We start from the raw sequence: 25,648 nt of genomic DNA on the forward strand, positions 1-25,648 counted from the left end.
GAGTACGCTCCAACTCCTAGCGTTCCTGGCATGGAACTCGGTACTCATATCTGGTCGTTCACCGGCGCAACACAGACCGAAGGCGGTGTCGCGGAAGAGCTGGCGCGTACCGCGAAGGCCGCGGAGGACGCAGGCGTCGCCCACCTCACCGTCATGGACCACTTCTTCCAGCTCGGGCACCTGGCCCCGCCCGAGGACTCGATGCTCGAGGGGTACAGCGCGCTGAGCTACCTCGCCGCGCACACCGAACGCGCGCGGCTCGGGTTGCTCGTCGGCGGTGTGACGTACCGGCATCCCGGCGTGCTGGCGAAGACGATGACGACGCTCGACGTGCTGTCCGGCGGTCGGGCGACGTTCGGCATCGGCGCCGCCTGGTACGAGCGGGAGCACGATGCGCTCGGCGTGCCGTTCCCGCCGGTGGCGGAGTGCTTCGAGCGGCTGGAGGAGACGTTGCGCATCTGCCTGCAGATGTGGGACCAGGACGACGACGGCCCGTTCGAAGGCAAGCACTACCAGCTCGCAGAGACGATGTGCCGCCCACGACCGCTGGCCGAGCCGCACCCGCCGATCATGGTCGGCGGCGGTGGCGAGCGGAAGACGCTGCGACTGGTCGCGAAGTACGCAGACGCGTGCAACGTCGGCACCGACACCCGCTCTCCTGAGCAGGTTGCGCACAAGCTCGACGTGCTGCGCAAGCACTGCGCGGACATAGGCCGCGACTACGACGAGATCGAGAAGACCCTGCTCTACACCGGCCCCGAGCTGGGTGCCGGCGACTTCGACGGGTTCGTGGACACCATGTCGCGCTACGCCGACGTCGGTATCACGAAGGTGTTCGTGATGGCGCCCGACGGCCTGGTCGCGGACTGGGTAGAGCGACACTGCGCCCCGGTCGTGCCCCGGCTTGGGCAGCTCTAGGCGTTCTGCGAGGCACCGCCCGTTGTTGGGTAAACGTTGTGTAACGGGCGAGTTGTTAGCCTCGGGGAATGTCGCGAACACCGGTTGCCTGGCACCCGCGGGGAGAGCTGCGGGTCCGGCTGACGATCGACACGGATCGTCGTGTGCTGTGTGCGAACCGGGAGTTCCTGGAACGTAACCCTGCGCTGCTCGAGCATGCGCGCAACGCGCTCGCCGACGGCACCCCAGCGGTTCGCTACTACTGGGTGGCCGCGGACGGGCAACCGGCGCGGGTGACGATCGAGACGTCGGACACCGAGCGTGGGCGGGTCGCGACGCTGCAGGCGGTCGCGGAGCCGCCGCCGTGGGGTCTGACGGTGCGTGAGCACGAGGTGCTGACGTGCGTGGCGACCGGGATGACCAACCCGGAGATCGCGGAGTTCCTCAACTGCGCGCGGCGTACGGTCGCGACGCACGTCGAGCACATCCTCAGCAAGCTGGGGGTGCGGTCGCGTGGCACGGCCGCCGCGTACGCGATGGTCGAGGACGCGTTGCTTGCGCCGCTGCCGCCGATGGTGCAACCGGAGATCACGCCGGTCGGGCGGGTGACGTGTGCGCGGGCACGCGCAGCACGTGCCGCCGTCGCGTCCGGGATCGTCGGCAAGCAGGCGAAGGAGAAGCGGGCGATCAGGCTCGGCGGGATCTACCCGATGCGCGGTGGCCGGCGGCTGGACGCGCTGGCCATGCGGCGCGGCGCGGCGATGGCCATCGAGATGATCAACGAGCGCGGCGGCATCGGCGGGCGGCGGGTCGAGCACGTGATCGCCGAGGTCACCGGCGACAGCGCGGACGATCTCGTGCCGGCCGTGGAGCGCCTGCAGGCGCACGACGTGGACGCCATCACGTTCGGCAACGTGAACCCGCACCACAGCCTGCAGGCGATCAGGCTCGCCGCGCAGTACCGGGCGCCGGTGCTGCACGGCATGGTGTCGCCGAACATCGTCGAGCACGTGCACGACAACCCGGGCACGCTCGGCCAGACGTTCCAGGTGTGCGCGACCGAGACCACGTACGTCTCCGGGTTCTTCCGCGCGCTCGACCTGCTGGTGCGTTCGGGGCAGTGGACGCCGCGCAACCGCAGGCTCGCGGTAGTGGTCAGGCAGGCGTCGTACGAGCCGTACCTGAACGAGCTGGAACGCCTCGGCGCCGCCTACGGCTGGGAGATCCACACCTGCATACCGATCGACGAGGTGGGCACGTCGTGGCCGGACGTCGTGAACGCCGTCGAGCGCGACGATCCTGCCGCCGTTTTCGTGTGCAGCTACATCGAGGCGGAGCTGCGCAAGTTCCTCGAGGAGATGTACCGCCGTCGGCCGCTGCCGTTGATCTACACCGTCTGGACGCCGTCCATCCCGGCGTTCGTGTCGCGGATGGGCGGGCTGGCCGAGGGTCTGCTGTGGTCGACGGTCATCGGCACGTACGAAGACCCGATCAGCCGCCAGTTCCACCGCGACTTCGCCCGGCGGTTCGGTGAGGACCCTGGCAGCGGCAGCACGGCCATCCATTACGACATGGTCAACATGCTTGCGGGTGCCTGGTCGCGGCTGGACCGGCCGTGGGACTTCGACGGCGTGGTGCGCTCGCTACGCGAGTCCGTGTACCGCGGCGTCGCCGGCCCGTACTACTTCGGCGGCAAGGGTCAGCGCGCACTGGCCTATCCGGACGACACCCGCGACGCCTCGCTCGCGCACGTGCACCTCGTGCACCAGATCCAGGACGGGCGCAGCAGGGTGATCGCGCCGGTCGAGGTGGCCGAGAGCAGCTACCGCGCGATCCAGGACGGCGTCGAGGGCGAACCGAGGCTCGCGCCGCCGTCCACGACGAGGACCTGACCCGTCACCCACGACGAGCTTGGATGGCTCAGCCACATCAGGTTCGGCACGATGTCGGCGGCCTTCCCCACCCGCCCCATCGGTACCGCCGCGCCGACCGCGTCCACGTACTCACGCGGCATCGGGTTGAGCGTCGACCCGACGTCGACGAAGCCGGGTGCTACCGCGTTCACCCGGACGTTCGACTCGGCCAGCTCGAGCGCCAGCCCGCGCGTGATGGCTTCGAGCGCGGCCTTGGAGGCGCTGTACGCGACGGTGCCCGGCCGCGGTCGGTGCGCCGCGCCCGAGCTGGTGAACACCACGGTGGCGGCACGCCCGGCTGCCGCGCAGAGTTCGGCCAGCTTGGTGGTGGCAGCGAGCGCCGACCGCGCGTTGACGGCGAGCACCGTGTCGAACAGCTCCTCGGTCGTCGCGAGTGCGGGCTGCGCCGGGTACAGGCCGGCGACGTGCGCCAGTACGTCCAGCGGGCCGTACGTCTGCCACGCCCGTTCCACCACCGCTGCCGCAGCGCCCCGCTGGCTGAGGTCGGCTTCCAGGTGCCGGTCGGACGCCTGTGCCGCAGGCGCGTCCGCAGCGACCACCTCGGCGCCGGCTTCGGTCAGCGCCGCGCACAACGCCGACCCGAGCCCGCCGCCGGCGCCGAGCACGAGGACCCGCTGGCCGGTGAAGGAGAGCGTCACGCCGACTGCTCCGCTGCCCGGAACCGCCGTGCCACGTCGAGGCAGGTGCGGAACGCCACGTCGCGCTCGCGGCACGCGTCGAGGAATCGCTCCAGCCCGAGCATCCGGTGGCCGCGGCCGATCACCTGCGGGTGGAACGTCAGCACGCAGACGCCGCCGGGTTCCTCGCGCAGCATGTAGTCGACGTCGTCGAGGAAGTTCCCGAACACCTCGTCCGGACGGCGCAGGCCGGGCATGACCGACGTGCCGGTGCGGAAGTACTCGAACTGCGGGTAGTCGTCGAGCGACCAGGTGACGGGCAGCTCGATCAGCGGCGTCGGTTCGCCGAAGACGTACGGCCCGTCGGGGCTGGCGACGTCGCCGTGCCTGGCGTAGAAGGGCGTGTAGTCGGTGCACATCAGGCTGGAGTCGTACTCGCAGCCGGCCTCGAGCAGGATGTCCACCGTGGCGTCGGTGAAGTCCCAGCTCGGGGTGCGGTTCCCCTTCGGGTCGTAGCCGGTCGCCTTGCGGATCGCATCCCGGCCGCGCTGCACGATCTCCGTCTCGCCGGCTCGGTCGAGGTTGGAAACCTGCTCGTGCAGGTAGCCGTGCATGGCGATCTCGTGCCCGGCCTCGGCGATGGCGGCGCACTGCGCGGGGTAGGTGTCCGCGGTGTGGCCAGGGATGAAGAACGTCGCAGGGAGCTCCCGCTCGCGCAGCATCTCGAGGATCCGCGGGATGACGTGTGCGCCGAACTCGCCGCGCGACAACGGACCCGGCGAGTTGAAGCCGCGCATCAGCCACAGCGATATCGCGTCGAAGTCGAAGGTGAGGCAGATACTGGACTCGCTCTGTGTGTCAGGCATGCTTCCCTACTCGTTGTCCGGTAAAAAATGGGGTTCTGTGCCGGCGTCCGACTTGAACACGTCGGCCAGGTCCCATCGCGCGTACGCGTTCGTACAGGCCGGGTGGTTGGCGATGTACAGCTCGCGGGCGTCCAGGTCCATGACGATCGAGTAGACCGACATGATCGCCTCGTTCTTCGGCACCTCGGGATCGACGTGCCGGCAGATGCTGTCCGGGTACGAGTAGTGGTCGCGCAGGGTGTGCACGATGTCGGTCATCCGCGCCGTTCGTGCGTCGACCGTGTCCTGCAGCAGGTGTCGCGCTCTGGTCGGCCGCAACAGCGTCAGCGCCGACGTTGCGGCCTTGCGGTCGACGACGGGGATGTCGCTGGCGAAGTGGTTCGAATGGGTGAGCATCCCGTTCTCCGGCAACAGGTGCCCGAAGATGTCGGGTGCCACCTCGAAGTTGATGGCCTCGCCGCCGGCGTCGGCGATCAGCAGGTTGCCGGACGAGATGCGCGGTACGTCGAGCACCTTGCGGTGGGCACGTCCCATCCGCTGCGCCTGTAGCACCCCGCGGAGCAGGTAGTGGTACGGCACGCCGACGCCGCCAGCGTCGCGGTCGGAGACCAGCAGGTTGGCGCAGACGCCGATGCCGGCGGAGTTGAGCCCGCTCTTGGCGAGCATGCCAGCCTCCGCCAGCGTCAGCACGGTGAAGCCCTCGGTGTCGCGGGTGGCCAGCAGGAAGGTGATCGGTCCCTGTTCCGGGTTCCAGTCCCAGTTCTGCGCGAGCAGCGTGTGCCCGTCCGCCGTGTGCCTGCCGAGGATCGCCACCGACGTACACCCCTCGTCGCGGTAGCCGGTGCCGAAGAGCATCTCCGTTCTCGCGTTGAGCGCGGTGATGTGCTCGACGGGTTGGTCGGCGCCCTGGGCGAGTCCTTCGAGCATCTCCGCGATGGCCGGGTCGTAGTCCCGTGCGACCTGTCGGTACGTCGCCCCCCACCGCATCACGTCGGCGTCAGACAGCCCGGCCTCGTCGCGGAACCTGCGCAGGTAGATCTGCAGGTTCGCCTCGACCGGCTCCTTCGTGCGGGTGCCGAGCTCGGCGCCCATCTCCCGGTAGCTGCCCTCGACGGCGATCAGCGGTGGGCCGGCCGGCGAATTCGCTTGACCGTAGCTGGTCATGCGCACCTCCTCGTTCGGTTCGTCAGCGCAGGGCGCGGTGTGCGCTCTCGCGGATGGTGAGGATCACTATCAGCGTGATCACTGCGGCCGCGGTCGGCAAGGCGGCGGCGGACAGCGGCGACTTGGTCAGCCCGATGATCCCGGTCGCGACGAACGGCGCAGTGCCACCGAACGCCATTACGGAGAAGTTGTAGCCGATGGACATCGTCGAGTAGCGCAGCTTCGTCGGGAAGAGCTCTGCGAGTGCGGCCGGTCCAGGGCCGGAGAACATCGCGAGTATGACGGCGATCATCAGCTGGCCGATGAAGACGGCGGCCGTGTTGCCGCTGTACAGCATGGCGATCACGGGGAAGCTCAGTACGAGGAAGCCGATCGTCGCGGCGAGCAGCAGCGGTTTGCGGCCGATGCGGTCGGAGAGCAGGCCGAAGCCGGCGATGAGCACGGTGAAGACGGCCAGTGCGACGAGGTTCGACGTGCGTGCGATACCCGGGTCGACGTCCGCGTTCTGGGTGAGGAACGTCGGCACGTAGGTGAGGAAGAAGAAGTACGCGACCGTCCACAGCACGGTGAAGCCGAACCCGCGGAGCACGGCGGGGAACTCGTTGCGCAGGCTGTCCCACAGGGGGTTCTTCGCGGTGGTGCCCTTCGCCTGCTCCTCCTTGAACGCCGGTGTCTCGCCGAGCCCCCACCGCAGCCACAGCGCGACCACTGCGGTGACCAGCGAGAGCAGGAACGGGAACCGCCATGCCCAGGCGAGCACCTGCTCCTCGGTGAAGATGCTGGAGTTCAGCGCCACCACGCCGGCGGCGAGCAGGAAGCCCGCAGCAGTCGACACCTGGTTGAAGCTGCCGAAGAACCCGCGCTTGCGCGGCGGTGCGTACTCCACCAACAGCGCGGTCGAGCCGGCCCATTCGCCACCTACAGAGAAGCCCTGCAGCAACCGCATAAGCACCAGCAGGATCGGTGCGGCGATGCCGATGGACGCGTACGAGGGCAGCAGCCCGATCGCCGTGGTCGCCAGGCCCATCATCATCACGCTGACGACGAGTGCGCCTCTACGGCCGAACTTGTCGCCGAAGTGCCCGAACGTCAATGCGCCGAGCGGACGGATCAGGAAGCCCACCGCGAACACCGCGAACGTGTAGAGCGTGCCGGCAAGCTCGCTCGACTCGGGGAAGAACAAACTGCCGATGGTCACCGCCGAGTAGGCGTAGACCAGGTTGTCGTAGTTCTCCATCAGGTTGCCGCAGCTGCCCGCTACGACGGCCCGTACCGAGTTGGGCTCGCGGTCGGGGCCCGTAGCCGTCGGTTTCGGCTCGGTGGCGTCTGTGTGCATGTCTGCTTTCTCCATCGTGTTTGCCCCGTGTGGACGAAAGGAACCGGCGTCGGTCAGCCGGCCAGGTAGCCGCCGTCGACGGGTAGGAGCGCACCGGTCACGTAGGAGGCGCGGTCGGAGGCGAGGTAGGTGACCGCATCGGCGAGCTCGTCGAACTCGCCGGGCCGGCCCATGGGGGTCGGCCCGACCCGGGTCTGCAGCTGCTCCTCGGTGAGGTCCTGCAGCAGGGTGGTGACGAAGACGCCGGGCAGTACGGCGTTGACCCTGATGCCGCGGCCGGCGAGCTCGACTGCGGCCGACTTGGTCATCATGTGCAGCCCGGCCTTGCTGACTTGGTACGCGATCGACGACGGTGGCGCCGGTGGGCCTGGCGGCGGTGCCTGGCCGTAGATCGAGCCGATGTTGACGACACTGGCGTGCCGGCTCGCCGCGAGCTCGTCGACGAAGGTGCGGATGCCCGTCCACGGCGCCCAGAGGTTGGTTCGCAGCACGCGGTCCCAGTCCTCGTCCGAGGTCTCGAGGAACCCCCGCCGTGCGCTGGTGCCGGCGTTGTTGACCAGGATGTCGAGCCGGCCGTACGTGGCGCGTACGTGGTTGGCGAGCGCGTCCCAGGACGCCCGGTCGCACACGTCGAGCGGGTGGTAGGCTGGGGCGTCGGTGTCCCCGGTGTCGTGGGTGTGCAGGTCACCGTAGACCACCCGCGCGCCCGCCGCGTGCAACCGGTCGACGATTGCGGCGCCCAGACCACGGGCGCCGCCGGTGACCACCGCGACCAGACCGGTCAGTCCCATGGCGGCATCCTCGTGCCGCGCGCGGCGGCGGGCATCGGTCAGATGACCGATGGTTGACACGGTATGAGGCGAACCGTAATCTTCAGACCGTCCTAAATGGATCATCGGTGCTCCGTGGCCGCGCGGACCTCACACGGAGGTGGGCATGTCCGCTCCTCGACCTGCCGCCCAGCCCAGGAAGGCGGTCTTCTTCGCCGCGTTCGCCTCGGTCGCCGGGTGGGCGTTCGACCTCTTCGACCTGTTCATCCTGCTGTACGTCGCCAGCACCGTCGGCAAGCTGATCTTCTCGGCGTCCAGCCCGACCCTGAGCCTGGTCGCGGTCTACGCCTCGTTCGCGGTGAGCGTGCTGATGCGTCCCGCGGGTGCCGCCATCTTCGGTGGCGTCGCGGACAAGCACGGCCGGAAGAAGACCATGGTGATCGTGCTCGCCGGCGTGGGCCTGTCCACGGCCGCGATGGGGGCCGTGCCGACGTGCGCCACCGCCGGCCTGGTCGCCCCGTTGATCTTCCTGCTGCTCCGGCTGGTGCAGGGCGTGTTCGTCGGCGGTGTCGTCGCTGCCACGCACACCCTCGGCACGGAGAGCATCGGACCGCGCTGGCGCGGCCTGCTCTCCGGACTGATCGGCGGCGGTGGCGCCGGCTTCGGCGCCGCGCTGGCCAGCGGTCTGTTCATCGCCGTGAGCCAGGTGTTCCCCGGCGCGCAGTTCGACGTGTGGGGCTGGCGGGTGATGTTCTTCGCCGGCCTGGCGGCCGCGATCCTCAGCTACCTGGTGCTGCGCGGTGTGGAGGAGTCACCGCTGTGGCGGGCGCAGCAGCAGGCCGGACCGCCGCCGAAGGTGCGGCTGGTCGACCTGGTCCGACGTGGCCGGGCACCGCTGTTCGTGCTGAACGTGGTGCTGGTGGCCGGTGCGGCGTCGCAGTACTACCTGACGTCCGGGTACCTGCCGACGCTGCTCGGTGAGATCACGGAGGTGCCGCAGGGCGCGCAGGGCCCGATCCTGCTGGCGTCCAGCATGGGCGTGGTCGTGGCGTGTATCGCGGCCGGCGAGCTCAGCGAGCACATCGGCCGCAGGCGGACGATGCTGCTCATCGGCGCGGTCAACCTGGTCGCGCTGCCGACGCTCGCCTGGGTGTTGGCCCATGCGGACCCTGGCAACACTGGTCTGGTGCTCGCGTACTCGATGGCGATCGGGTTCTTCGCCAACGCCGCGTACGCGCCGGTGCTGGTGTTCCTCAACGAGCGCTACCCGACCGCCTTGCGGTCGCGGGGCACCGCGGTCAGCTGGAACACCGGGTTCATGATCGGCGGCCTGATGCCGACGTTCGTGAACCTGGTCAGCCCGGAGACCCGCGGTGCCATGGAACGCGAGCACGCCGACGCCGAGGAGCAGGCGCAACCGGCAACCGTCCAGGGAGGAACGCGATGACCACAGCGACCATGCAGGGCCGGGTGGTGCTGCTCACCGGTGCCACCGGCGACATCGGGGCGACGTACGTGCGGGAGCTGGTCGCCGCGGGCGCGGCCGTCGTCGTCGCCGACCTGCCGCAGCTGGCGGCCGAGGGCGAGCAGGCGGTCGAGCAGGCGGTCGCGGACGGCGTGGGGCAGGCGGTCTTCGCCCCGTGCGACATCACCGACCAGGACGCCGTGGATGCAGCGGTGGCCACGGCCGTGGACCGGTTCGGTCGGCTGGACGCGGTGGTGAACAACGCGGCCATCTACCGCACCATCGGCGCGAAGCGCCCGCTGACCGAGCTCACCGCCGCCGACTGGGACACCATGCTCACGGTGAACGTGCGGGGCACCTGGCAGGTCATCAAGGCCGCGGTGCCCGCGCTGCGGGCCCGTGGCGGCGGCAGGATCGTGAACGTGGCCTCGGTGGTCACCCGCACCGGCGCCGCCGGCTTCGCGCACTACGTCGCGTCGAAGGGCGCGGTCGAAGGGCTCACCAGGGCCGCGGCGCGCGAGCTCGGCCAGTACGGGATCGGCGTGAACGCGGTGTCGCCCGGCCTCGTCGACGACGCCGCGACGCGGGCGATCAACGACGCCGCGTACCTGGACAAGATGGCGCAGACCCGTTGCCTGGCACGGGGAATGACACCCGACGACCTGGTGGGTGCCGTGCTCTGGCTGGCCGGGCCGCACAGCAGCTTCGTCACCGGTCAGACCCTCGTGGTCGACGGCGGCGGAGTGTTCGTATGACGGCAGGGTGGCCGGTGCTGCAGGACGCGGCACCCGTCGACCCGACCTCGCTGCGGCCGCTTGAGACGGTTGCCGCTACGACGCCGGCGGAGCTGGACGAGGCGGCGAAGGCGGCCGCCGGCGGGCAGCGCGGCGACTGGCCGGTGGACGCGAAGCGTCGGCAGGCGGTGCTGTGGCGCTGGGCGAACCTACTCGGCGAGCACGCCGACGAGCTGGCCCTGGCGCTCGTCAGGGAGAGCGGGAAACCCGTCCGCGAGGCGCGGACCGAGGTCGCGGGCGCGGTCGAGGCGCTGCGCTACAACGCCGGACTGGCCAGGTGGATGGGTGGCCGCGCCGGTACGTTGCCGGACGGCTCGCAGGCGCACCTGGTGCGGGAGCCAGTGGGCGTGACGGCGTTCATCGTGCCGTGGAACTGGCCGGTGCTGCTGCTGTTCCGCGATCTCGCACCCGCGCTCGCCGCGGGTGTCACGGCCGTGGTGAAACCCGCGCCGCAGACGACGTTGGTCACCCGGCGGGTGATCGAGATCGGCCGGGCGGCCGGCGCCGACGCGGACGTCGTTCAGCTCGTGGTCGGCGACGCGGCGGTGGGCGAGGCGCTTGTGACGCACCCCGAGGTGCGTGCGGTCGCGTTCACCGGTTCGACGGCCGTCGGGGCCGCCATCAGGCGGGCGGCGGCCGGTGACATGACGCGCGCCCTGTTGGAGCTCGGCGGCAAGGCGAGCATGGTGGTGTTCGCCGACGCGGACGTGGAACGCGCGGCCGAGGCCGCCGCGCGGGCGTCGGTCATCACCACCGGGCAGATGTGCATGGCCTGCACCAGGTTGCTCGTGCAGCGCCCGGCGGTCGAGCGCGCAAAGGACCGCGTGGTGGACGTCCTGCGGTCGCTGCGGGTCGGCGATCCAGGCAGCGAGAGCACCGACGCCGGGCCGCTGATCTCCGCGAGCGCCGCCGACCGGTTCGTCGGCTTCGCCGACCAGGCGCGGCGCGAGGGCACGTTGCTGACCGGCGGCGAACGCGCCGCGGCGGACGGGCTGCCCGGCCACTTCGTCACGCCCGCGGCGGCGACCGGCGTCCCCGTCGTCTCGCCGCTCGTGCAGGAGGACCTGTTCGGCCCGCTGCTGTTGATCGAGCCGTTCGGCGGCGAGCCGGACGCGGTCGCGGCGGCCAACGCCACGCCTTACGGCCTGGCCGCCTCGGTGTGGACGGCGGACGGTTCGCGGGCGTGGCGGGTCGCGCGAGCGCTTCGAGCTGGCACGGTATGGGTGAACGGTTATAACCGCTCCTACCCGGAGATGCCGAGCGGCGGCTACGGGTCGTCCGGCATCGGCCGTACCCGCGGGGTGGAGGGACTGGAGCAGTTCACCGAGCTCAAGCATGTCCACTTCGATGTCGAGGAGCGATGATGGCCGAGATCTGGCCGGCGGCAGCCGACCTGCGTGGCTGGTTGGGGCTGCTCGCCGAGCGCGGCGAGCTGCGTCGGCTGGGCAGCGAGATCGACCCGGAGTACGACGTCGCGGCCGTGCTCGAACACGCCGACGGGCAGTACGCGGTCGCGTTCGACGACGTGCGTGGGGCGGCCTTCCCGCTCGCCGGCAACACCATGACGTCGCGTTCGCACTTCGCCGTCGCCATGGGATGTGCGGACATCGAGGTGGTCGGCAGGATCCAGCAGGCGCTGCGGGAGCCGCGGCCGTGTGCGTTCGTCGAGCCCGGCGACGCGCCGGTGCTCGCGAACCACGACGCCGGCGGCGACCTGCTCGGTGACCTGCCGCTGCCGGTGCAGCACGAGCTCGACGCCGGCAGGTACTTCACGTCCGCGCTCGTGGTCGCGCGCGACACGCGTACGGGCAGGACCAACCTGTCGATCAACCGGCTGCAGGTGACGGGCCCGCGCGAGGTGCGTGCGCTGTTGCTGCCTGGCCGGCTGCGGTCGATCCTCGCCGAGCACGAGGCGTCCGGGTCGGATCTCCAGGTGGCGTTGTGCGTGGGCGTGGACCCGTTGCTGGCTTCGCAGTCCCCGGCACGGCCCGACCTGGACGACCTGGAGGTCGTAAGCGCCCTGCATCCGGGCGCACTGCCGGTGGTGCGGATCGGCGCGCTGCCGGTGCCCGCGGGCGCGGAGATGGTGCTCGTCGGCAGCTTCCAGGCGGGCCGGCGCGAGGAGGAGGGCCCGTTCGGCGAGTACCCGCTGACCTACGGTCCCGCCGGGCCGGCGCCGGTACTACAGCTGACCGACCGCTACTACCGCGACGACGCGCGGCTGCAGACCGTGCTCTCCGGCGGGCGGGAACACTTCTGGCTCGGTGGGCTGCCGCGGGAGGCGCGGCTGCTCGAGGCGTTGCGTGGCAACGGTGTGGACGTCGCGGGCGTGCGGCTCACCGAAGGCAGCTCGTGCCGGATGCACGCGGTGATCTCGTTGCCGACGCGCCGCGAAGGCACGCCGCGGCACGCGATCATGACCGCATGTACGGCGATCCCCACGGTGAAGCTCGTGACCGTCGTGGACGACGACGTGGACGTGTTCGACGACGAGCAGGTGGAGTGGGCGGTGGCGACCCGGATGCAGGCCGACCGCGACCTGCTCGTCATCCCACACACTATCGGCAGCAGCCTGGACCCGTCCGCGGACGGCAGCACGTCGGCGAAGCTCGGCATCGACGCGACCAAGCCGCTCACCGACAACGAGCGGTTCGCGAAGATGCGCACCCTCTCGGCGAAGCTCGACAGCTACGTCGCCGAGCTGGAGGACTGACCGGGGACGCCGCCGCGTAGCCGGTCGGCCGTCCGTCGCAGCCGGTCGAGCAGCTCCGCGGGCGCCTCGTGCACGGTGAAGTCGGCGTCGAGCGCCACCAGGTGCTGCAGCAACGGGTCCAACGTATCCGCGCCGAGCCGGATCCGGCAGGTGTGCTCGTCGACCGGTTCGACGCGTCCGGGCAGCGCGCTGCGTAGCCGGGAGCGGACCACGTCCGCCGCCGCCTGCACGGTGGCGGTGACCGAGTAGCGGTACGGCGCGGTGGTGAGGCTCTCGGTGACGTACGTGGCGTACGTCGTCGTACGGCAGCCGGCGCGGCGCGAAGCGGGTGCGGGTGGCGGTGGGCTCGGTGACCCGGTCCACCCGGAAGGTGCGCCAGTCGCCGCGGTGCGGCCGTGGTCGACGGGCGGGCAGCTCGTGAACTTCCTGTTCGGCGCCAACGCCACGCCCGACCGGGTCCGTGCCGCGTACGAGCCGGACACGTACCGCAGGCTCGTCGGGCTGAAGGCCGAGTACGACCCGGCCAACCTGTTCCGCCACAACCACAACATCCCGCCGGGCTGACGGCGGTCAGTCGGCTCCGCAGATGGCGCCGAAGGCGGCCGCCAGCTCGGCGCGGTCTGGTGCGCCGGGGGAGACCAGCACCCGGATGGCGAAGCCGTCGACCGCCGCGCTCAGGGCGACGGCGGTCGGCCGGTCGACCAGGGTGCACAGCGTCTCCACGGTGCTCGCGGTGTAGCGCTCGGCCAGCTCCTGCAGGTGCGGCCGGTCCATCGCGGCCAGGCACAGCTGGTACTCGACCCGGGCCCGGCCGCGGTCGCTCGCGTAGTCGGTGACCAGTTCCACCAACGCCGGCACCAACTGCTGCGGCGCGCTGTCGGCCAGCGGCGCCGCCCACTCGCGCAGGTACTCCGCGTACTCGTCGACGAGCTTCGCCAGCACCCCGGCGAGCAGGTCGTCCAGCGAGTCGAAGTAGTACGTCGTGGACCCCAGGGGTACGTCCGCGGCCGCCGCGACGGTGCGGTGCGTGACGCCGCCCAGCCCGTTCTTCGCGACCAGGTCGTAGGCGGCCGCGACGATGCGCTCGCGGCGGCCGGGATCCGCTGGGCCGCGTGGCGTTCTCGACATCCCGTCAGTGTGCCCCGGACAGGTTGAGCACCACGACGCCCCCGATGATCAACGCGATGCCGGCGACCTTGAGCACGGTGAGCGGCTCGGCGAAGACCACCAGTCCGACCACGGCGACAAGCGCGGTGCCCAGCCCGGCCCACAGGGCGTACGCGGTGCCCACCTGCATGGTCTTCAGGCAGAGCGTGAGCAGGCCGAACGCGGCGAGGTAGCCGACGACCATGCCGACGCTCGGCCACAGCCGGGTGAAGCCTTCGGACATCTTCATCATGGTGGTCGCGAACACCTCGACCACGATCGCGCTGACCAGGAACACCCAGGCCACTTCTCACCCCATCACCGTTCTTGTACGTGCGTACATAAATAAGTGTACGCTCGTACATGAACGGTGTCACGCGTCGAGGGCGTCGCGGACCTCGGTGCGGGTGGCGACGCCGAGCTTGTGCAGGATGCTCGAGACGTGCACGGCGACGGTCTTCGGCGAGATGTACAGCCGCCTGGCCAGCTCGGCGTTGGTCAGCCCGTCGGCGACCAGCAGCGCCACCTCGCGCTCCCTGCGGGTGAACGCCGCGACGCCGCGCACCTCCCGCTGCCCGTCGTCGGGTTCCAGGCCGAGCAGCTCGCGTACGTGCGTCAGCTGCCGTACCCGCCAACCGCCCCACTTGGCCAGCAGCTCGCCGCCGAGAGCGGCGTACTCGGACGCGCGGTCGTAGGAGCCAGCGGCGAGCAGGCAGCGCGCCGCACCGACCGCGCCGGTGCCGCGCAGCGTGGCGGGCAGCGCCGTGGCCGCGGCCGCCGACCGGTAGCCGTCGACCGCGCGCTCGCCGTCGCCGTGTGCCTCGATCAGCTGCGCGTCGACCAGCGGCCTGAGACCGTCCCAGACGTGCGGGTCGAGCAGCTCCTCGTGCATCCGGTCCAGCCGGGCAAGCGGCAGCCCGGCGTGGAGCGCGGCGGCGATCAGGTCGTGTGCCTGCGAGCCGCTGCGCCATGACTGCATCGCCAGTGCGGCGAAGACCTCGTCGAGCGTGCGTTCTGCGGTCTCGACGTCGCCGCGCCTGCAGGCCAGGTGGAAGGCGATGGCGGGCACGGTGAGAGCGCCGAGGCTGGCGACGCCGAGCAGCTCGTCGAGCAGGTCCGCGGCCCGGTCCAGCTCGTCCGCCTCCAGGTAGAGGCCGCAGAGGAACACCGCGTGCCGGTCGGTACGGCTGCCGCGCCGCTGGTAGCTGCGGTCGCGGTCCCGGCCGTGCTCCAGTGCGGCGATGGCGGCGTCCAGGTCGCCGTCGCGCAGGGCTATCCGTGCCATGCCCTCGAAGTACGCGGAGACCGCGAGCGACTCGAAACCCGCGCGTTCGGCGTCCACGCGCATCCGTTCGAGCAGCGCCGTGTGTTCGGCGCTCGAGGCCGGCGGTGACTCGCGCACCACGTCGTCGAGCGCGCGGGCGGCGAGCACCCACTCGCCGAGCTGCTCGGCCTCGCCGGCCAGGCCGAGCAGCAGCACCTGGCCCTCCCGGTTCGTCGACCACCGCTCGGTGAGTGCGAGTCCCTTCTCCAGCTGCGCCGCCAGCCGCAGCTGCGGCTGCTCCAGCTGTTCCGCCAGCGCCTGGGCGCGCTCCGCCCAGCGGATCGCGTCGGCGAGGTCGTCGCGGTACTGCGCGGCGTGCGCGAGCGCCGTCATCGCCCAGCCCTGCTCGGCGCCGGCAGGCAGCTCGTCGACGAGGGTCTCCAGCTCCTTGGTCAGCGCCGCCGCCCGGTCGTGGGCCGCGGTGTGCAGGGCCACCTGCAGCAGCATCGCCAACGCCTCGGCGCGGTCGGCGGGTGTCGCCGCGAGCGCGAGCCAGCGCCGCCCGTACTCCGTGGCGTCCGCGCCGAGCTCGGTCAGCCAGGCGGCCCTGGCGGCCGTCGCGAGCAGCGTGGTGTCGTCGGCCGCCTCGTCGAGTCCCAGCTCGGCCAGCTGGAGTGCCTGGTACGGCGAGCCGATCGACAGGTACGAGACGGCGCCGCGTCGCGCCGCGTCGACCATGTCGTCGTACCTGCCAGCCGCATGCGCGTGGTGCGCGACCATCGCGGGGTCGGGGCTGCCGGCGGACAGCAGCGCGTCCAGGGCGGCCTCGTGCAGCCGCCGGCGCTGGCGGCCGAGCAGGCACTCCTGCACCGCCTCGCGGACGAGGGCGTGCCGGAAGCTGAACTCGTCGTCGCCGCTCTCCACCAGCACGCCACGGTCGACCAGCACCCGCAACGCGGTGATCAGACCGTCCTCGTCGACCTCGGTCACCGCGGCAAGCAGGTCGAACGGGATGCGGTAACCCAACACGGCGGCGGCTTCCACGATCCGGCGGACCTGCGGCTCGAGGTCGTCCACGTGCCGGCGCAGTGCCTCCGCCAGGCTCCACGGCAGCGGGTGGTCGTCGAGCGCCTCCAGGTCACCGCCCTCATGGGTGCGGAGCAGCTCCTCGAGGAAGAACGGGTTGCCGCCGGTGCGCTGGTGCAGTGCCGCCACCGCGCGGTACGGGGCGGGCGCGCCCGTCACGGCGGCGAGGAAGGCCGCCGTGTCCGGCTCGGCGAAGCGCTCCAGCCGCAGGTGCGAGACCGAGTGCCTGCGGTCCAGCCGGTCGAGCAGGCCGGTGACCGGGTGCCGGCTGGTGACCTCGTCGGGACGGAAGGTGCCGACGAGCAGCAGCGGCCCGTCGTGGTCGGCCAGCCGCTCGAACAACGCCGCACTTTCCGAGTCGATCCAGTGCAGGTCTTCGAAGACCACGACGGCGGGCGCATCGCCCACCAGCCGGTCGGCGATGGTGACGCCGGCGTGCAGCCGTTCGACCGGGCTCAGGTCGGCGTCGGTGAGCTGGTGGCGGAGGTCCTCGTCCACGCCGGAGTGCGCGTCGATCGCGTCGAGCAGCACCTCGTACGGCCGGGCGAGCGAGCCGGGCTCCGCGCGCCCGACGAGCACCGCGGGCTGGCCGGGCAGTGCGGCGAGCAGCTCGTGCACGAGGCGGGTCTTGCCGATGCCGGGTTCCCCGGCGACGATCGCGACCTGCGGACGGTGCGCCGCCGCGAGCTGCTCCAGCCTGCGCAGCTCGCGGTCTCGCCCGACCATCACCGAACTGGCGCCGGCACGTGTTCCCCGCACGCAGGTAGCGTACCTTCGCCGCGGCGCCCGCCCGCCTGTTCTGCGGCGGCCCTGCGTAGCCTCTTGCGGTGCCGCTTGGCCAGCGCGACCAGGCGGCCGCGTTCCGCAGCGGCGAGCAGGTCGTCGTGGTGTTGTCTGGCGAACGCCAGCAGTACGTCTGGGTGTGCGTACACGGTGGTCTCCTTGCTCTCGCGGACGTTCTCCATCGTCGTCCGGTAAGAGCCGGCTGCCATCGGGAGCGGTTACCTATCTTTGCGCGCCTGACCGGGTACGAACTGCCTACGCATACCTAGGCGGTTGTGCGGCGAGGCGCCGCTTGCGCCTACCCTTGAGCGACTCCCCCGACCGGGTGCAAGGACGGTGACCAATGGCGGTCGTGGCCATCGACGCGGGTACGACGATGATCAAGGCGGTTGCCTACGACGCCGAAGGCACCGAGCTCGCCATGACCCGCCGCCCGACCGCGGTGACCAGGCCGCGTCCCGGCCACGCGGAGCAGGACATGGGGGAGGTGTGGGACGCCGTCATGTCCTGCATCCGCTCGGTGCTCGCCGAGCTGGCCGAGCCGGTCGACGCGCTCGCGTTGACGGCACAGGGCGACGGCTGCTGGCTGGTTGATTCCGACCTCAGGCCGACCGGGCCCGCTGTGCTGTGGAACGACGGCAGGAGCGAGGACATCGTCGCCGGCTGGCGGGCCGGCGGCGTGCTCGACGAGGCGTTCAGGCGTACCGGGTGCATGGGTTTCTCCGGTCTGCCCAACGCGGTGCTCACCTGGCTGGCCGAGCAGGACCAGGACCGGCTGCAACGCTCCGCCGCGGCGTTGACCTGTGGCGGCTGGCTGTTCGCCAACCTCACCGGTGAGCTGGCGATGGACCACTCCGAGGCGGCGGCGCCGTGGCTGGACGTGCTGCAGGGTACGTACGCCGACGAGCTGCTCGACCTGTACGGCATGCCGTGGGCGCGCCGGCTGTTGCCGCCGCTGCGGCACGACGACGACCGCGTCGCGCCGGTGCGGCCGGAGGCCGCAACCGCACTGGGGATCGCGCCTGACACCCCGGTCGTGCTTTCGTCGTACGACATCGCCTCGACGGCGATCGGCGTCGGCGTCGTCGACGACCGGCAGGCGTGCAGCGTGCTCGGCACCACGTTGTGCACGGAAGCGGTCACCAGCCAACCGGACCTGCGCGCCCGGCCGGTAGGCCTGACCATCCCGCTCGGCGCGCCAGGCAGGTACCTGCGGGCGTTCCCCACGCTCGCCGGGTGCGACGTGCTCGACTGGAGCGCCGAGCTGCTCGGGCTGGCCGACGCCGCCGAGCTGTGTACGTTGGCCGCGACCGCGCCCGCCGGCGCCAGGGGCCTCAGCTTCCTGCCGTACCTGTCGCCGGCCGGCGAGCGCGTGCCGTTCCTCGACGCCGCTGCGCGCGGCTCGTTCGCCGGGTTGTCGTTCGACCACGACCGGGCCTGCGTGGCGCGGGCGATCGTGGAGGGGTTGACGTTCGTGATCCGCGACTGCCTGGCCGAGTGTCCCGTGGCACCCGTCGAGCTGCGGCTGTGCGGTGGCGGCGCGAACAGCGCCGAGTGGGGCCAGCTGATCGCCGACCTGACCGGCGTGCCGACGCTACGTCCCGCCGACGCCGAGGTCGGCGCGAAGGGCGCGTTCCTGATGGCACAGGTGGCCACCGGGCGGGCCACCGACCTGCCGTCAGCCGTCGCCGCGTACGTGCGGCCGGCCGGTTCGTACGAGCCCGCGCCAGACACGGTTGCCAGGTACGACGAGCTGTTCGCCGCGTTCCGTGCCGCACGCGCGCATGCCGCGGCCGACTGGCACCGGTTGCGCGAGGTGGGCGCATGACGGTGGCGGGGAGCGCGCCGCTGTACGTCGGTGTCGACCTGGGCACGCAGAGCGTGCGCGCGTTGTGCGTGGACGGCGCCGGCGTCGTGCACGGCGCGGGCAGTGCCGCCCTGACCAGCCGGCGCGACGAGGAGCGGCACGAACAGGACCCGCGGTCGTGGTGGCAGGCCGTCGGTGCCGCCTGCCGGCAGGCCGTCGCCGGCGTGCCGGCGGACGCGGTCGCGGCGGTCGCGGTCGACGGCACCTCGGGCACCGTGGTGCTGACCGACGCCGCCGGCGAACCGCTGTCGCCCGGCGTGATGTACGACGACACCAGGGCAGCCGACGAGGTCGCCGAGATCAACGAGGTCGGCGCGCCGTTGTGGCAGGCGCTTGGCTACGGGCGGGTGCAGGCCGCGTGGGCGCTGCCCAAGCTGCGCAAGCTGTTGCGCGACGCCACGGGTGCGCGGGTCGCACACCAGGCCGACTTCGTCGCCGCGCGCCTGGCGGGCCGTCCGGTGGCCGCCGATACCAGCAACGCGTTGAAGAGCGGATGCGACCTGCGTGCCGTCGCGTGGCCGGCGGAGGTGTTCGACCGGCTCGGCATACCGCTCGAAGCGTTGCCCGACCTCGTCCTGCCTGGCACCGAGGTGGCCACCGTCGGTGCCGCCGCGGCCGCCGAGACCGGGCTGCCGGAGGGCGCGTCGATCATCGCCGGCATGACCGACGGGTGTGCCGCGCAGCTCGGCGCCGGCGCGCTCGACGTCGGTTCGTGGAACGCCGTCCTGGGCACCACGCTCGTGCTGAAGGGCGTGACCGGTGAGCTCGTGCACGACCCGCTGGGTGCCGTCTACTCGCACCGCGCGCCCGACGGCGGTTGGCTACCCGGTGGCGCGTCGAGCACCGGCGCCGGTGCGCTCACCGCCCGGCTGGCCGGCTGCGACCTGGACGCCCTGGCCGACCGTGCCGGCGGGTACGAGCCGAGCTCCGCGCTGGCGTACCCGCTGGCCGCCAGCCGCGGCGAGCGGTTCCCTTTCGTCGCACCGGAAGCCACCGGGTTCGTAATCGGCGACGCTGTGGACGACGTCGACCTGTACGCCGCGCTTGTGCAGGGCATCGCCTACGTGGAACGGCTGTGCTTCGACTACCTCGACCTGCTGCAGGCACCGACATGCGGCCGGCTGGTGCTCACCGGCGGGGCCGCGCGCAGCCGCTACTTCTGCCAGTTGCGCGCAGACGTGCTCGGTCGGCCGGTGACGCTGGTGGACAACGCGGAACCCGCGCTCGGCATGGCCGTGCTCGCCGCGTACGGCGTGGGCGCGGGCTCGCTGCCGGAGTGCGCGTCGCGCATGGTGCGGGTGACCGAGACACTCGAACCGTCCGACCGTCGTGGTGAGGTGTTCAAGGAACCGTACGCACGACTGGTGGACGAGCTTCGCGTACGTGGTTGGCTCGATGCGCGCACGGCCGCGCACGCGTTGGAAAGGGCATCGGCTCGATGACTTGCGTAGTCCTCGTCAGGCACGGCGAGACCGTATGGCACGCGGAGAACAGGTACACGGGCAGCACCGACGTCGCGCTGACCGACGAGGGCAGGGCGCAGGCCCAGGCGCTCGGCCGGTGGGCGAAGCACGCCGAGCTGGCCGCCGTGTACTGCTCCGACCTGTCGCGTTCCCGCGACACCGCGCTGCCCGCCGCGGAGGCGACCGTCCTGCCGCTGCGCGAGGAGCCGCGGCTGCGGGAGCTCGACTTCGGTTCGGGCGAGGGGCTCACGGCCGACGAGATGCGGGAGCGGTTCCCCGCGGCGCTGCAGGCGTTCCGCGCCGACCCGGCAGGCAACCCGCTGCCAGGCGGCGAACCTCCGGCCGCCGCGGTGGAGCGCGGCCTGGCCGCGTTGCGGGAGATCTGCAAACGGTGGCCGGACGACCGGGTCCTCGTGGTTGTGCACTCGACCTTGATCCGGCTGCTGCTGTGCGAGCTGCTCGGCCGGTCGATCAGCGACTACCGGCGGCTGTTCCCCTCCGTACGCAACTGCGCCATCACCGAGCTGTCGTTCGACGGCGAGCAGGTGGCGCTGCTCCAGTACAACGTGCCGACCGACGCTGAGAGGACCACCCGATGACCCGGATCCTGGCCGCGGGCGACCACTTCGTGCTGCCGTCCATGCTGCGGTCGGCGCTCGTCGAGGAGCTCGGTGCCGACGCCGACATCGCCGAGCTGACGCTGCCGTGGCCGGTCGAGCCGTTCGGCCGGGTCGCCGAGGTCGACGAGGCATCCGGGAGCGAGGACGAGCTCATCGAGGCGTTGTCCGGTGTCACCGTGTGCGTCACCCAGATGGGGCCGATCACCGAGCGCGTGCTCGCCGCCAGCCCGGACCTGCGGCTGTGCTGCGTCGGCCGCGGTGGCCCGGTGAACGTGAACCTGGCCGCCGCGTCCGAGCGTGGCGTGGCCGTCTGCAACGCGCCCGGCCGCAACGCCACCGCGACCGCGGAGCACACGGTCGCCCTGATCATGGCCGCGTTGCGGCAGGTGCCGCAGCGGCAGGCGGAGCTGCTCGCCGGCGAGTGGCGCAGCGACTACTACCGCTACTGCCAGGTCGGCCCTGAGCTGGCCGGCAGCACCGTGGGCCTGGTCGGCTACGGGGCGATCGGCCGGAAGGTGACCGACATCTTGCGCGGCTTCGGCGCCGAGGTACTCGTCTACGACCCGTACGCCGACCCGTCCGCGGTGCAGGACGTGGCGGAGCTCGTCGCGGACCTCGGCGAGCTGCTCAACCGCTCGCTCGTCGTCACGTTGCACGCAAGAGCCACCCCGGAGACCACCGGCCTGATCGGGCACGACCAGATCGCCGCGATGCCCGCCGGCTCGGTGCTCGTGAACGCCGCACGCGGCGCGCTGCTCGACTACGACGCGGTGTGCGACGCGCTGCACAGCGGCCAGCTGTTCGCCGCCGCGTTCGACGTCTTCCCGGAAGAGCCGCTGCCCGCCGACTCCCCACTGCGCACCGCACCGCGCGTGGTCATGACCCCGCACCTCGCGGGCGCGAGCAGGGACACCGCCCACAACGCGGCGACCATCGTGGCCGCCGAGGTAGGCAGGTTCACCCGCGGCGAACCCCTGCGCTACCAGGTCAACGGCTAGCCGTGTGGCCGGAACCACACGTCTACGCGGAACCACCGCCACCAGCTTCCGGTCGGAGGTGTGCGCGTACTCGAAGGGGGAGCGGTGAGGAACGACCAGCCGGATTTCAAGTGGTTGAGGAAGGGCGTGGCCAAGGCCAACGAGGGCATCGCCGACCGACTCAACTCCTCGGACTCGATCTACGAAGGCAACAATCGGCGCGGCAGCAGCGGCCGCGGGTCGCGCGACCGACGCGGCGACGACACCGAAGGGCGGTCGCGGTCAGAGCGGTGACAGCAGCACCGGCCCCCGACCTGGCTACGGATACGGGTGGTTCGGCTCGCGGGCGGCGAGGGCGAGCGCTACGACCGCGGCGTCCGGTGGTGAGGTGACGTCGCGGCCGGTGGCTGCCGTAAACTTGTGCAACCGGTTCAGCACGGTGTTCCTGTGGCAGTATAGCTCGCGCGCGGTGTCCGCGAGTGAGCCGGTACGCAGATAGCTGACGACGGCGGCGAGCACCTCGTCGCCGTTGGCCAGCGTGTCGAGGCCACCGAGCGTGTCGTCGGTGAGGTCGGCGGCGAACTCGCCGAGCTGGGTCGCGGCGACCCTCACCCAGAGGTCGGCCGTGGTGTGCGGCGCCGGCGTGTCCGCAGGCAGCACGTGCAGTGTGGTCTCCGCCAGCCGCAGTGCTCGCGGCACCTGCCGCAAACCCCGTACGACCGGGCCGACCGCGCACCTGACGCCCTTGAACCACTGCGTCGCGCCGGTGGTGTGACGTGGCGGCAGCTGCACGATCACCGCAGTGGAGCTGGCCCGCTCGTGCATGTGCAGCCGCACACCGCGGGAGCTGAGTCGTTGCTGGGCCTTACGCAACGGCGTGAGTTGGTCCGGCGGCAGCGCCACTACGGCGAACCGCGCGTCCTCGTCGAAGTCGAGCACAGTGGCGACCTGCCGGCACACGTCGGCGTGCCGGCCGTCGGAGTCGAGCAGGCGTGCGAACCAGCGTGCCCGTTCGTCCTGCTCCGCCCGCGCCATCTCGAGCACCCGCTGCTGGTACGCCGCGAGCACGCCCATGGAGTGCTGCTCGACGGCTTCCCAGACCCGCGGTCCCTCCACGACGAGACTGGCCATGTCCGCCGGCTGGGCCCGGTTGTACAACGCCTGCCAGACCACGCGGAAGTCTAGCCGCACGGCGTGGAGCAGCGCGTCGAGCGGCACGCCGGCCTCCGCTCGCGTCCTACCGACGTCGCTGGAGACCGCGGCGATCCGGTCCGGCACGGGGGTGCCTGTGATGAGCCGCAGGATCAGCAGGAAGCTGCGTCGCGCGTCCGCCCGAATGACATGTCTGGGGACCGTCTCTGCGGCGTACGGCTCGACCGCGCGGAGCTCCTCGACGAAGTCCTCGACCAACTCCTCGACCTGGTCGAGCAGGGTGCGGGCGAGGCGGGTCAGGGCCTCGGAAGCTGGTGCTGCGCCTGTCATCGTGCCTCCAATGTGCAGATGCACATGTTAGGCGACCAAGATCGGTGCGAACTGCGATTGTCCGGCGCCGCCGGGTGGAGGACAGTAGCCAGATGTCGACGAGCCGTACGTCCACCGCACAGAGAGCACGACGAACCCACGTACGGTCGCGGTCTGCGCGTTCACCGGCACCGCACTCGAGTGGTACGACTACTACGTCTACGGCTCGGCCGCGGCGCTGGTATTCGGACACCAGTTCTTCCCCGACCTGAGCCCGCTCGCAGGCACCATGGCGTCGTTCTCGACGTTCGCCGTGGGGTTCGTCGCCCGACCGCTCGGCGCTGCGCTCTTCGGTCACCTCGGCGACAGGTATGGCAGGCGGCGGATGCTGCTGATCACCGTCGTCCTGATCGGCGTGGTGACCGGATGCATCGGCCTGCTGCCGGCGTACGCGCAGATCGGCGTGGCCGCGCCCATCCTGCTCGCGGTGCTGCGGGTGCTGCAGGGCATCTCGGTGGGCGGCGAGTGGAGCGGTGCCGCCACGCTGGCCGTCGAGCACGCGCCGCCGGAAAAGCGCGGTCGGTACGGCGTCATGCCGCAGCTCGGCTCGCCGGTGGGTTCGCTGGCCGCCACCGGAGTGTTCGCGCTGGTGAGTCTGCTGCCCGATGCCCAGTTCGAGGCGTGGGGATGGCGCATACCGTTCGTGCTCGCGTTCCCGCTCCTGCTGCTCGCCCTGTGGGTACGGAGCAAGGTCGACGAGTCGCCGGTGTTCCAGGACATGCTCGCGGAGCAGCGGGAGCACAAGCTGCCGGTGGTCGAGCTGTTCCGTACCAGCAGCGTGCGGCTGGTCGTGGGCATCGCCGTGTCGTTGCTCGGCATCGGCGGCTACTACCTGTGCGGCACGTTCCTCATCAACTACGGGGCGGACACCGCACATATCGACCGCACCTGGTTGTTGAACGCGGCGGTGTGCGGCTCCGCCGTCAACCTGTGTATCTATCCGCTCTTCGGCCGGCTGGCCGACCGGATCGGCGCCGCACCGATCGCCGTCGGCGGCGCGCTCGTGTCGGCGGTGGCGGCGTTCCCGCTGTTCTGGCTGGTCGGCATCGGCAGCCCCTGGACGGTCGGCTTCGCGATCGCCGCCGGCGTCGTCGTGGTGTCGGTGAGCTACGCCGCCTGCGGCCAGCTGCTCAGCGAGACCTTCACCGGCGCCGTGCGGTACTCGGGAGTCGGCCTGTCGTACAACCTCTCTGGCACGCTGAGCGGGTTCGTACCGCTCGGGGCGACGGCGCTGCTCGCCGCCACCGAAGGCAGTCTGTGGGTCGTGGCCGGGTTCCTCTTCGTGCTCTCGTTGGTGACCGCAGGCGCCGCCGTCGCGGCACGCAGACTGAAGGTGGTCGAACTGTGAACGGAGCTGATGTGAACGCCAGCGATGTCGACGACGGAGCGCAACCGGAGCACTTCTACCACCGGCTGGTGGGTCCCGAGCCCACTCCCGAGTTCCACGACCCGAGCGAGCTCGAGACGTACTGGGGTCGTCGCTGGGGTGCCGCCGACGAGGTGGGCGCGCTGCGGACGGTCCTCATGCGGCGGCCGAGCAAGGGCCTCGCGGACATCACCGCGGACGCCTGGGACCCACGTGCCGGCGCCCTGGTCGACCCGGCCGGACGGTGGTACTGGCGCGGCGCAGAACCGCCGGACCTGGAGCGCGTCGACGAACAGCACGCCGGCCTCGTCGCCGCGCTGCGCGCGGAGCAGGTGGAGGTCGTCGAGGCGCCCAGGTACACCACGGGCTACCCGAAGTCGGTGTTCACCCGCGACCCGTTGCTGACCGTGCCTGGTGGTGCGGTGATCACCAGGCTGGCGCCGCGGATGCGGCGCGGCGAGGAGGCGTCGGTGACGAAGGCCGTCGCCGAGCTCGGCATGCCGATCCTCGGCACGGTGGTCGGGCACGGGCTCGCTGAGGGCGGCACGTTCGTCAAGCTGCGCCGCGACCTCGCGGTGTTCGGGCTGTCCATCCGCTGCAACACCGAGGGCGCACGGCAGCTCGCGAGCCTGCTGGAACCGTTGGGGATCGAGCTGACGACGATCACCCTGCCCGGCTACACCATCCACGTCGACGGCCAGTTCCACATGGTCGCCGAGGACCTCGCCCTGGCCAACACGCACCGGCTGCCGTACGAGTTCCTGGCACGGGTGGAGGCGTTGGGCATAAAGGTGATCACGCCGCACCCGGACGAGCAGAGCGCCTGCAACTCGCTGACCGTACGGCCGCGCCGGCTGCTGTTCCCCGCGCACTGCCCGCGGACCGCCGACCGGTTGACCACCGACGGCGTGGAGGTCGTGCCGGTGGCGTACGACGAGATCCTGAAGAACGGCGGCGGTATCCACTGTTCCACCATGGAACTCGTGCGGGACTGGTAGA

General features: G+C 71.3%; 22 protein-coding genes and 3 pseudogenes. 14 read left to right on the forward strand and 11 right to left on the reverse strand.

Annotation, left to right across the window (positions count from 1 at the left end; genetic code table 11):
* Positions 1–30 precede the first annotated feature (30 nt).
* Together GEV07_10775 and GEV07_10780 are read left to right on the forward strand one after the other, a co-directional pair.
* A complete protein-coding gene (locus tag GEV07_10775; GenBank protein MQA03178.1) occupies positions 31–918 on the forward strand; it encodes a TIGR03560 family F420-dependent LLM class oxidoreductase in 888 nt (295 codons plus the stop codon).
* 68 nt (positions 919–986) lie between these two features.
* Positions 987–1,433, forward strand: a pseudogene (locus GEV07_10780) (hypothetical protein).
* Between the two features lie 1,286 nt (positions 1,434–2,719).
* Here the strand turns inward: GEV07_10780 and GEV07_10785 are convergent.
* The 5 genes from GEV07_10785 to GEV07_10805 are packed head-to-tail and all read right to left on the reverse strand — an operon-like array spanning position 2,720 to position 7,605.
* Positions 2,720–3,436, reverse strand: a complete 717-nt coding sequence (locus GEV07_10785; protein ID MQA03179.1) for an SDR family oxidoreductase — start codon at positions 3,434–3,436, stop codon at positions 2,720–2,722.
* A gap of 29 nt (positions 3,437–3,465) precedes the next feature.
* Positions 3,466–4,314, reverse strand: a complete 849-nt coding sequence (locus GEV07_10790) for a polysaccharide deacetylase family protein (GenBank protein ID MQA03180.1) — start codon at positions 4,312–4,314, stop codon at positions 3,466–3,468.
* 6 nt (positions 4,315–4,320) lie between these two features.
* Entirely contained in the window at positions 4,321–5,478 is a 1,158-nt protein-coding gene (locus tag GEV07_10795; protein ID MQA03181.1) for a hypothetical protein, read from the reverse strand.
* Between the two features lie 22 nt (positions 5,479–5,500).
* On the reverse strand, positions 5,501–6,814 hold the full coding sequence (locus GEV07_10800) for an MFS transporter (GenBank protein ID MQA03182.1): 1,314 nt from the start codon (positions 6,812–6,814) through the stop codon (positions 5,501–5,503).
* 53 nt (positions 6,815–6,867) lie between these two features.
* A complete protein-coding gene (locus tag GEV07_10805; protein MQA03183.1) occupies positions 6,868–7,605 on the reverse strand; it encodes an SDR family oxidoreductase in 738 nt (245 codons plus the stop codon).
* Between the two features lie 145 nt (positions 7,606–7,750).
* Here GEV07_10805 and GEV07_10810 point away from each other — a divergent pair, with 145 nt between their 5' ends.
* The 4 genes from GEV07_10810 to GEV07_10825 are packed head-to-tail and all read left to right on the forward strand — an operon-like array spanning position 7,751 to position 12,556.
* Positions 7,751–9,031, forward strand: coding sequence for an MFS transporter (locus GEV07_10810; protein ID MQA03184.1), 1,281 nt, complete (start codon positions 7,751–7,753; stop codon positions 9,029–9,031).
* Complete coding sequence (locus tag GEV07_10815) at positions 9,028–9,804, forward strand: SDR family oxidoreductase (protein MQA03185.1); 777 nt, start codon at positions 9,028–9,030, stop codon at positions 9,802–9,804. Before GEV07_10810 ends, GEV07_10815 begins: the two co-directional genes overlap by 4 nt.
* Positions 9,801–11,207, forward strand: coding sequence for an aldehyde dehydrogenase family protein (locus tag GEV07_10820; protein MQA03186.1), 1,407 nt, complete (start codon positions 9,801–9,803; stop codon positions 11,205–11,207). Before GEV07_10815 ends, GEV07_10820 begins: the two co-directional genes overlap by 4 nt.
* Positions 11,204–12,556: a UbiD family decarboxylase gene (locus GEV07_10825; protein ID MQA03187.1), complete on the forward strand. Its 1,353-nt coding sequence runs from the start codon at positions 11,204–11,206 to the stop codon at positions 12,554–12,556. The genes GEV07_10820 and GEV07_10825 overlap by 4 nt, the downstream gene beginning before the upstream one ends.
* On the opposite strand, the gene GEV07_10830 is transcribed toward GEV07_10825, so the two are convergent.
* Complete coding sequence (locus GEV07_10830) at positions 12,532–12,786, reverse strand: hypothetical protein (GenBank protein MQA03188.1); 255 nt, start codon at positions 12,784–12,786, stop codon at positions 12,532–12,534. The genes GEV07_10825 and GEV07_10830 overlap by 25 nt on opposite strands.
* Positions 12,787–13,039: 253 nt before the next feature.
* On the opposite strand from GEV07_10830, the pseudogene GEV07_10835 reads away from it, so the two are divergent.
* Positions 13,040–13,120 (forward strand): annotated as a pseudogene (locus GEV07_10835) (hypothetical protein).
* A gap of 6 nt (positions 13,121–13,126) precedes the next feature.
* On the opposite strand, the gene GEV07_10840 reads toward GEV07_10835, so the two are convergent.
* From GEV07_10840 to GEV07_10855, 4 genes are all read right to left on the reverse strand, one after another.
* Positions 13,127–13,684 (reverse strand): TetR family transcriptional regulator, encoded by a 558-nt coding sequence (locus GEV07_10840; GenBank protein ID MQA03189.1) that lies wholly within the window; start codon positions 13,682–13,684, stop codon positions 13,127–13,129.
* 4 nt (positions 13,685–13,688) lie between these two features.
* Positions 13,689–14,009: a QacE family quaternary ammonium compound efflux SMR transporter gene (locus tag GEV07_10845; protein MQA03190.1), complete on the reverse strand. Its 321-nt coding sequence runs from the start codon at positions 14,007–14,009 to the stop codon at positions 13,689–13,691.
* 66 nt (positions 14,010–14,075) lie between these two features.
* The gene (locus GEV07_10850; protein MQA03191.1) at positions 14,076–16,778 is read right to left on the reverse strand and encodes an AAA family ATPase; all 2,703 of its coding nucleotides are present in this window, start codon (positions 16,776–16,778) and stop codon (positions 14,076–14,078) included.
* Positions 16,778–17,044 carry a hypothetical protein gene (locus tag GEV07_10855; GenBank protein ID MQA03192.1) on the reverse strand — a complete coding sequence of 89 codons (267 nt, stop codon included), beginning with the start codon at positions 17,042–17,044 and terminating at the stop codon, positions 16,778–16,780. The genes GEV07_10850 and GEV07_10855 overlap by 1 nt, the downstream gene beginning before the upstream one ends.
* A gap of 134 nt (positions 17,045–17,178) precedes the next feature.
* On the opposite strand from GEV07_10855, the gene GEV07_10860 reads away from it, so the two are divergent.
* The 5 genes from GEV07_10860 to GEV07_10880 all read left to right on the forward strand — a co-directional run bounded on the left by GEV07_10860 (position 17,179) and on the right by GEV07_10880 (position 22,056).
* On the forward strand, positions 17,179–18,663 hold the full coding sequence (locus GEV07_10860; protein ID MQA03193.1) for a carbohydrate kinase: 1,485 nt from the start codon (positions 17,179–17,181) through the stop codon (positions 18,661–18,663).
* Positions 18,660–20,144 carry a carbohydrate kinase gene (locus GEV07_10865; protein MQA03194.1) on the forward strand — a complete coding sequence of 495 codons (1,485 nt, stop codon included), beginning with the start codon at positions 18,660–18,662 and terminating at the stop codon, positions 20,142–20,144. Before GEV07_10860 ends, GEV07_10865 begins: the two co-directional genes overlap by 4 nt.
* Entirely contained in the window at positions 20,141–20,764 is a 624-nt protein-coding gene (locus GEV07_10870; protein MQA03195.1) for a histidine phosphatase family protein, read from the forward strand. The genes GEV07_10865 and GEV07_10870 overlap by 4 nt, the downstream gene beginning before the upstream one ends.
* Positions 20,761–21,783, forward strand: a complete 1,023-nt coding sequence (locus GEV07_10875; GenBank protein MQA03196.1) for a hydroxyacid dehydrogenase — start codon at positions 20,761–20,763, stop codon at positions 21,781–21,783. The genes GEV07_10870 and GEV07_10875 overlap by 4 nt, the downstream gene beginning before the upstream one ends.
* 84 nt (positions 21,784–21,867) lie before the next feature.
* Positions 21,868–22,056, forward strand: a complete 189-nt coding sequence (locus GEV07_10880; protein MQA03197.1) for a hypothetical protein — start codon at positions 21,868–21,870, stop codon at positions 22,054–22,056.
* Between the two features lie 24 nt (positions 22,057–22,080).
* Here the strand turns inward: GEV07_10880 and GEV07_10885 are convergent, their stop codons facing one another.
* On the reverse strand, positions 22,081–23,244 hold the full coding sequence (locus GEV07_10885; GenBank protein MQA03198.1) for a PucR family transcriptional regulator: 1,164 nt from the start codon (positions 23,242–23,244) through the stop codon (positions 22,081–22,083).
* A gap of 145 nt (positions 23,245–23,389) precedes the next feature.
* Here GEV07_10885 and GEV07_10890 point away from each other — a divergent pair.
* Positions 23,390–24,631, forward strand: a pseudogene (locus tag GEV07_10890) (MFS transporter).
* 65 nt (positions 24,632–24,696) lie between these two features.
* Positions 24,697–25,647 carry an amidinotransferase gene (locus GEV07_10895; GenBank protein MQA03199.1) on the forward strand — a complete coding sequence of 317 codons (951 nt, stop codon included), beginning with the start codon at positions 24,697–24,699 and terminating at the stop codon, positions 25,645–25,647.
* The last annotated feature ends 1 nt before the right edge of the window (position 25,648 follow it).

The sequence above is a fragment of the Streptosporangiales bacterium genome, assembly GCA_009379825.1.
Taxonomy (GTDB): domain Bacteria; phylum Actinomycetota; class Actinomycetes; order Streptosporangiales; family WHST01; genus WHST01.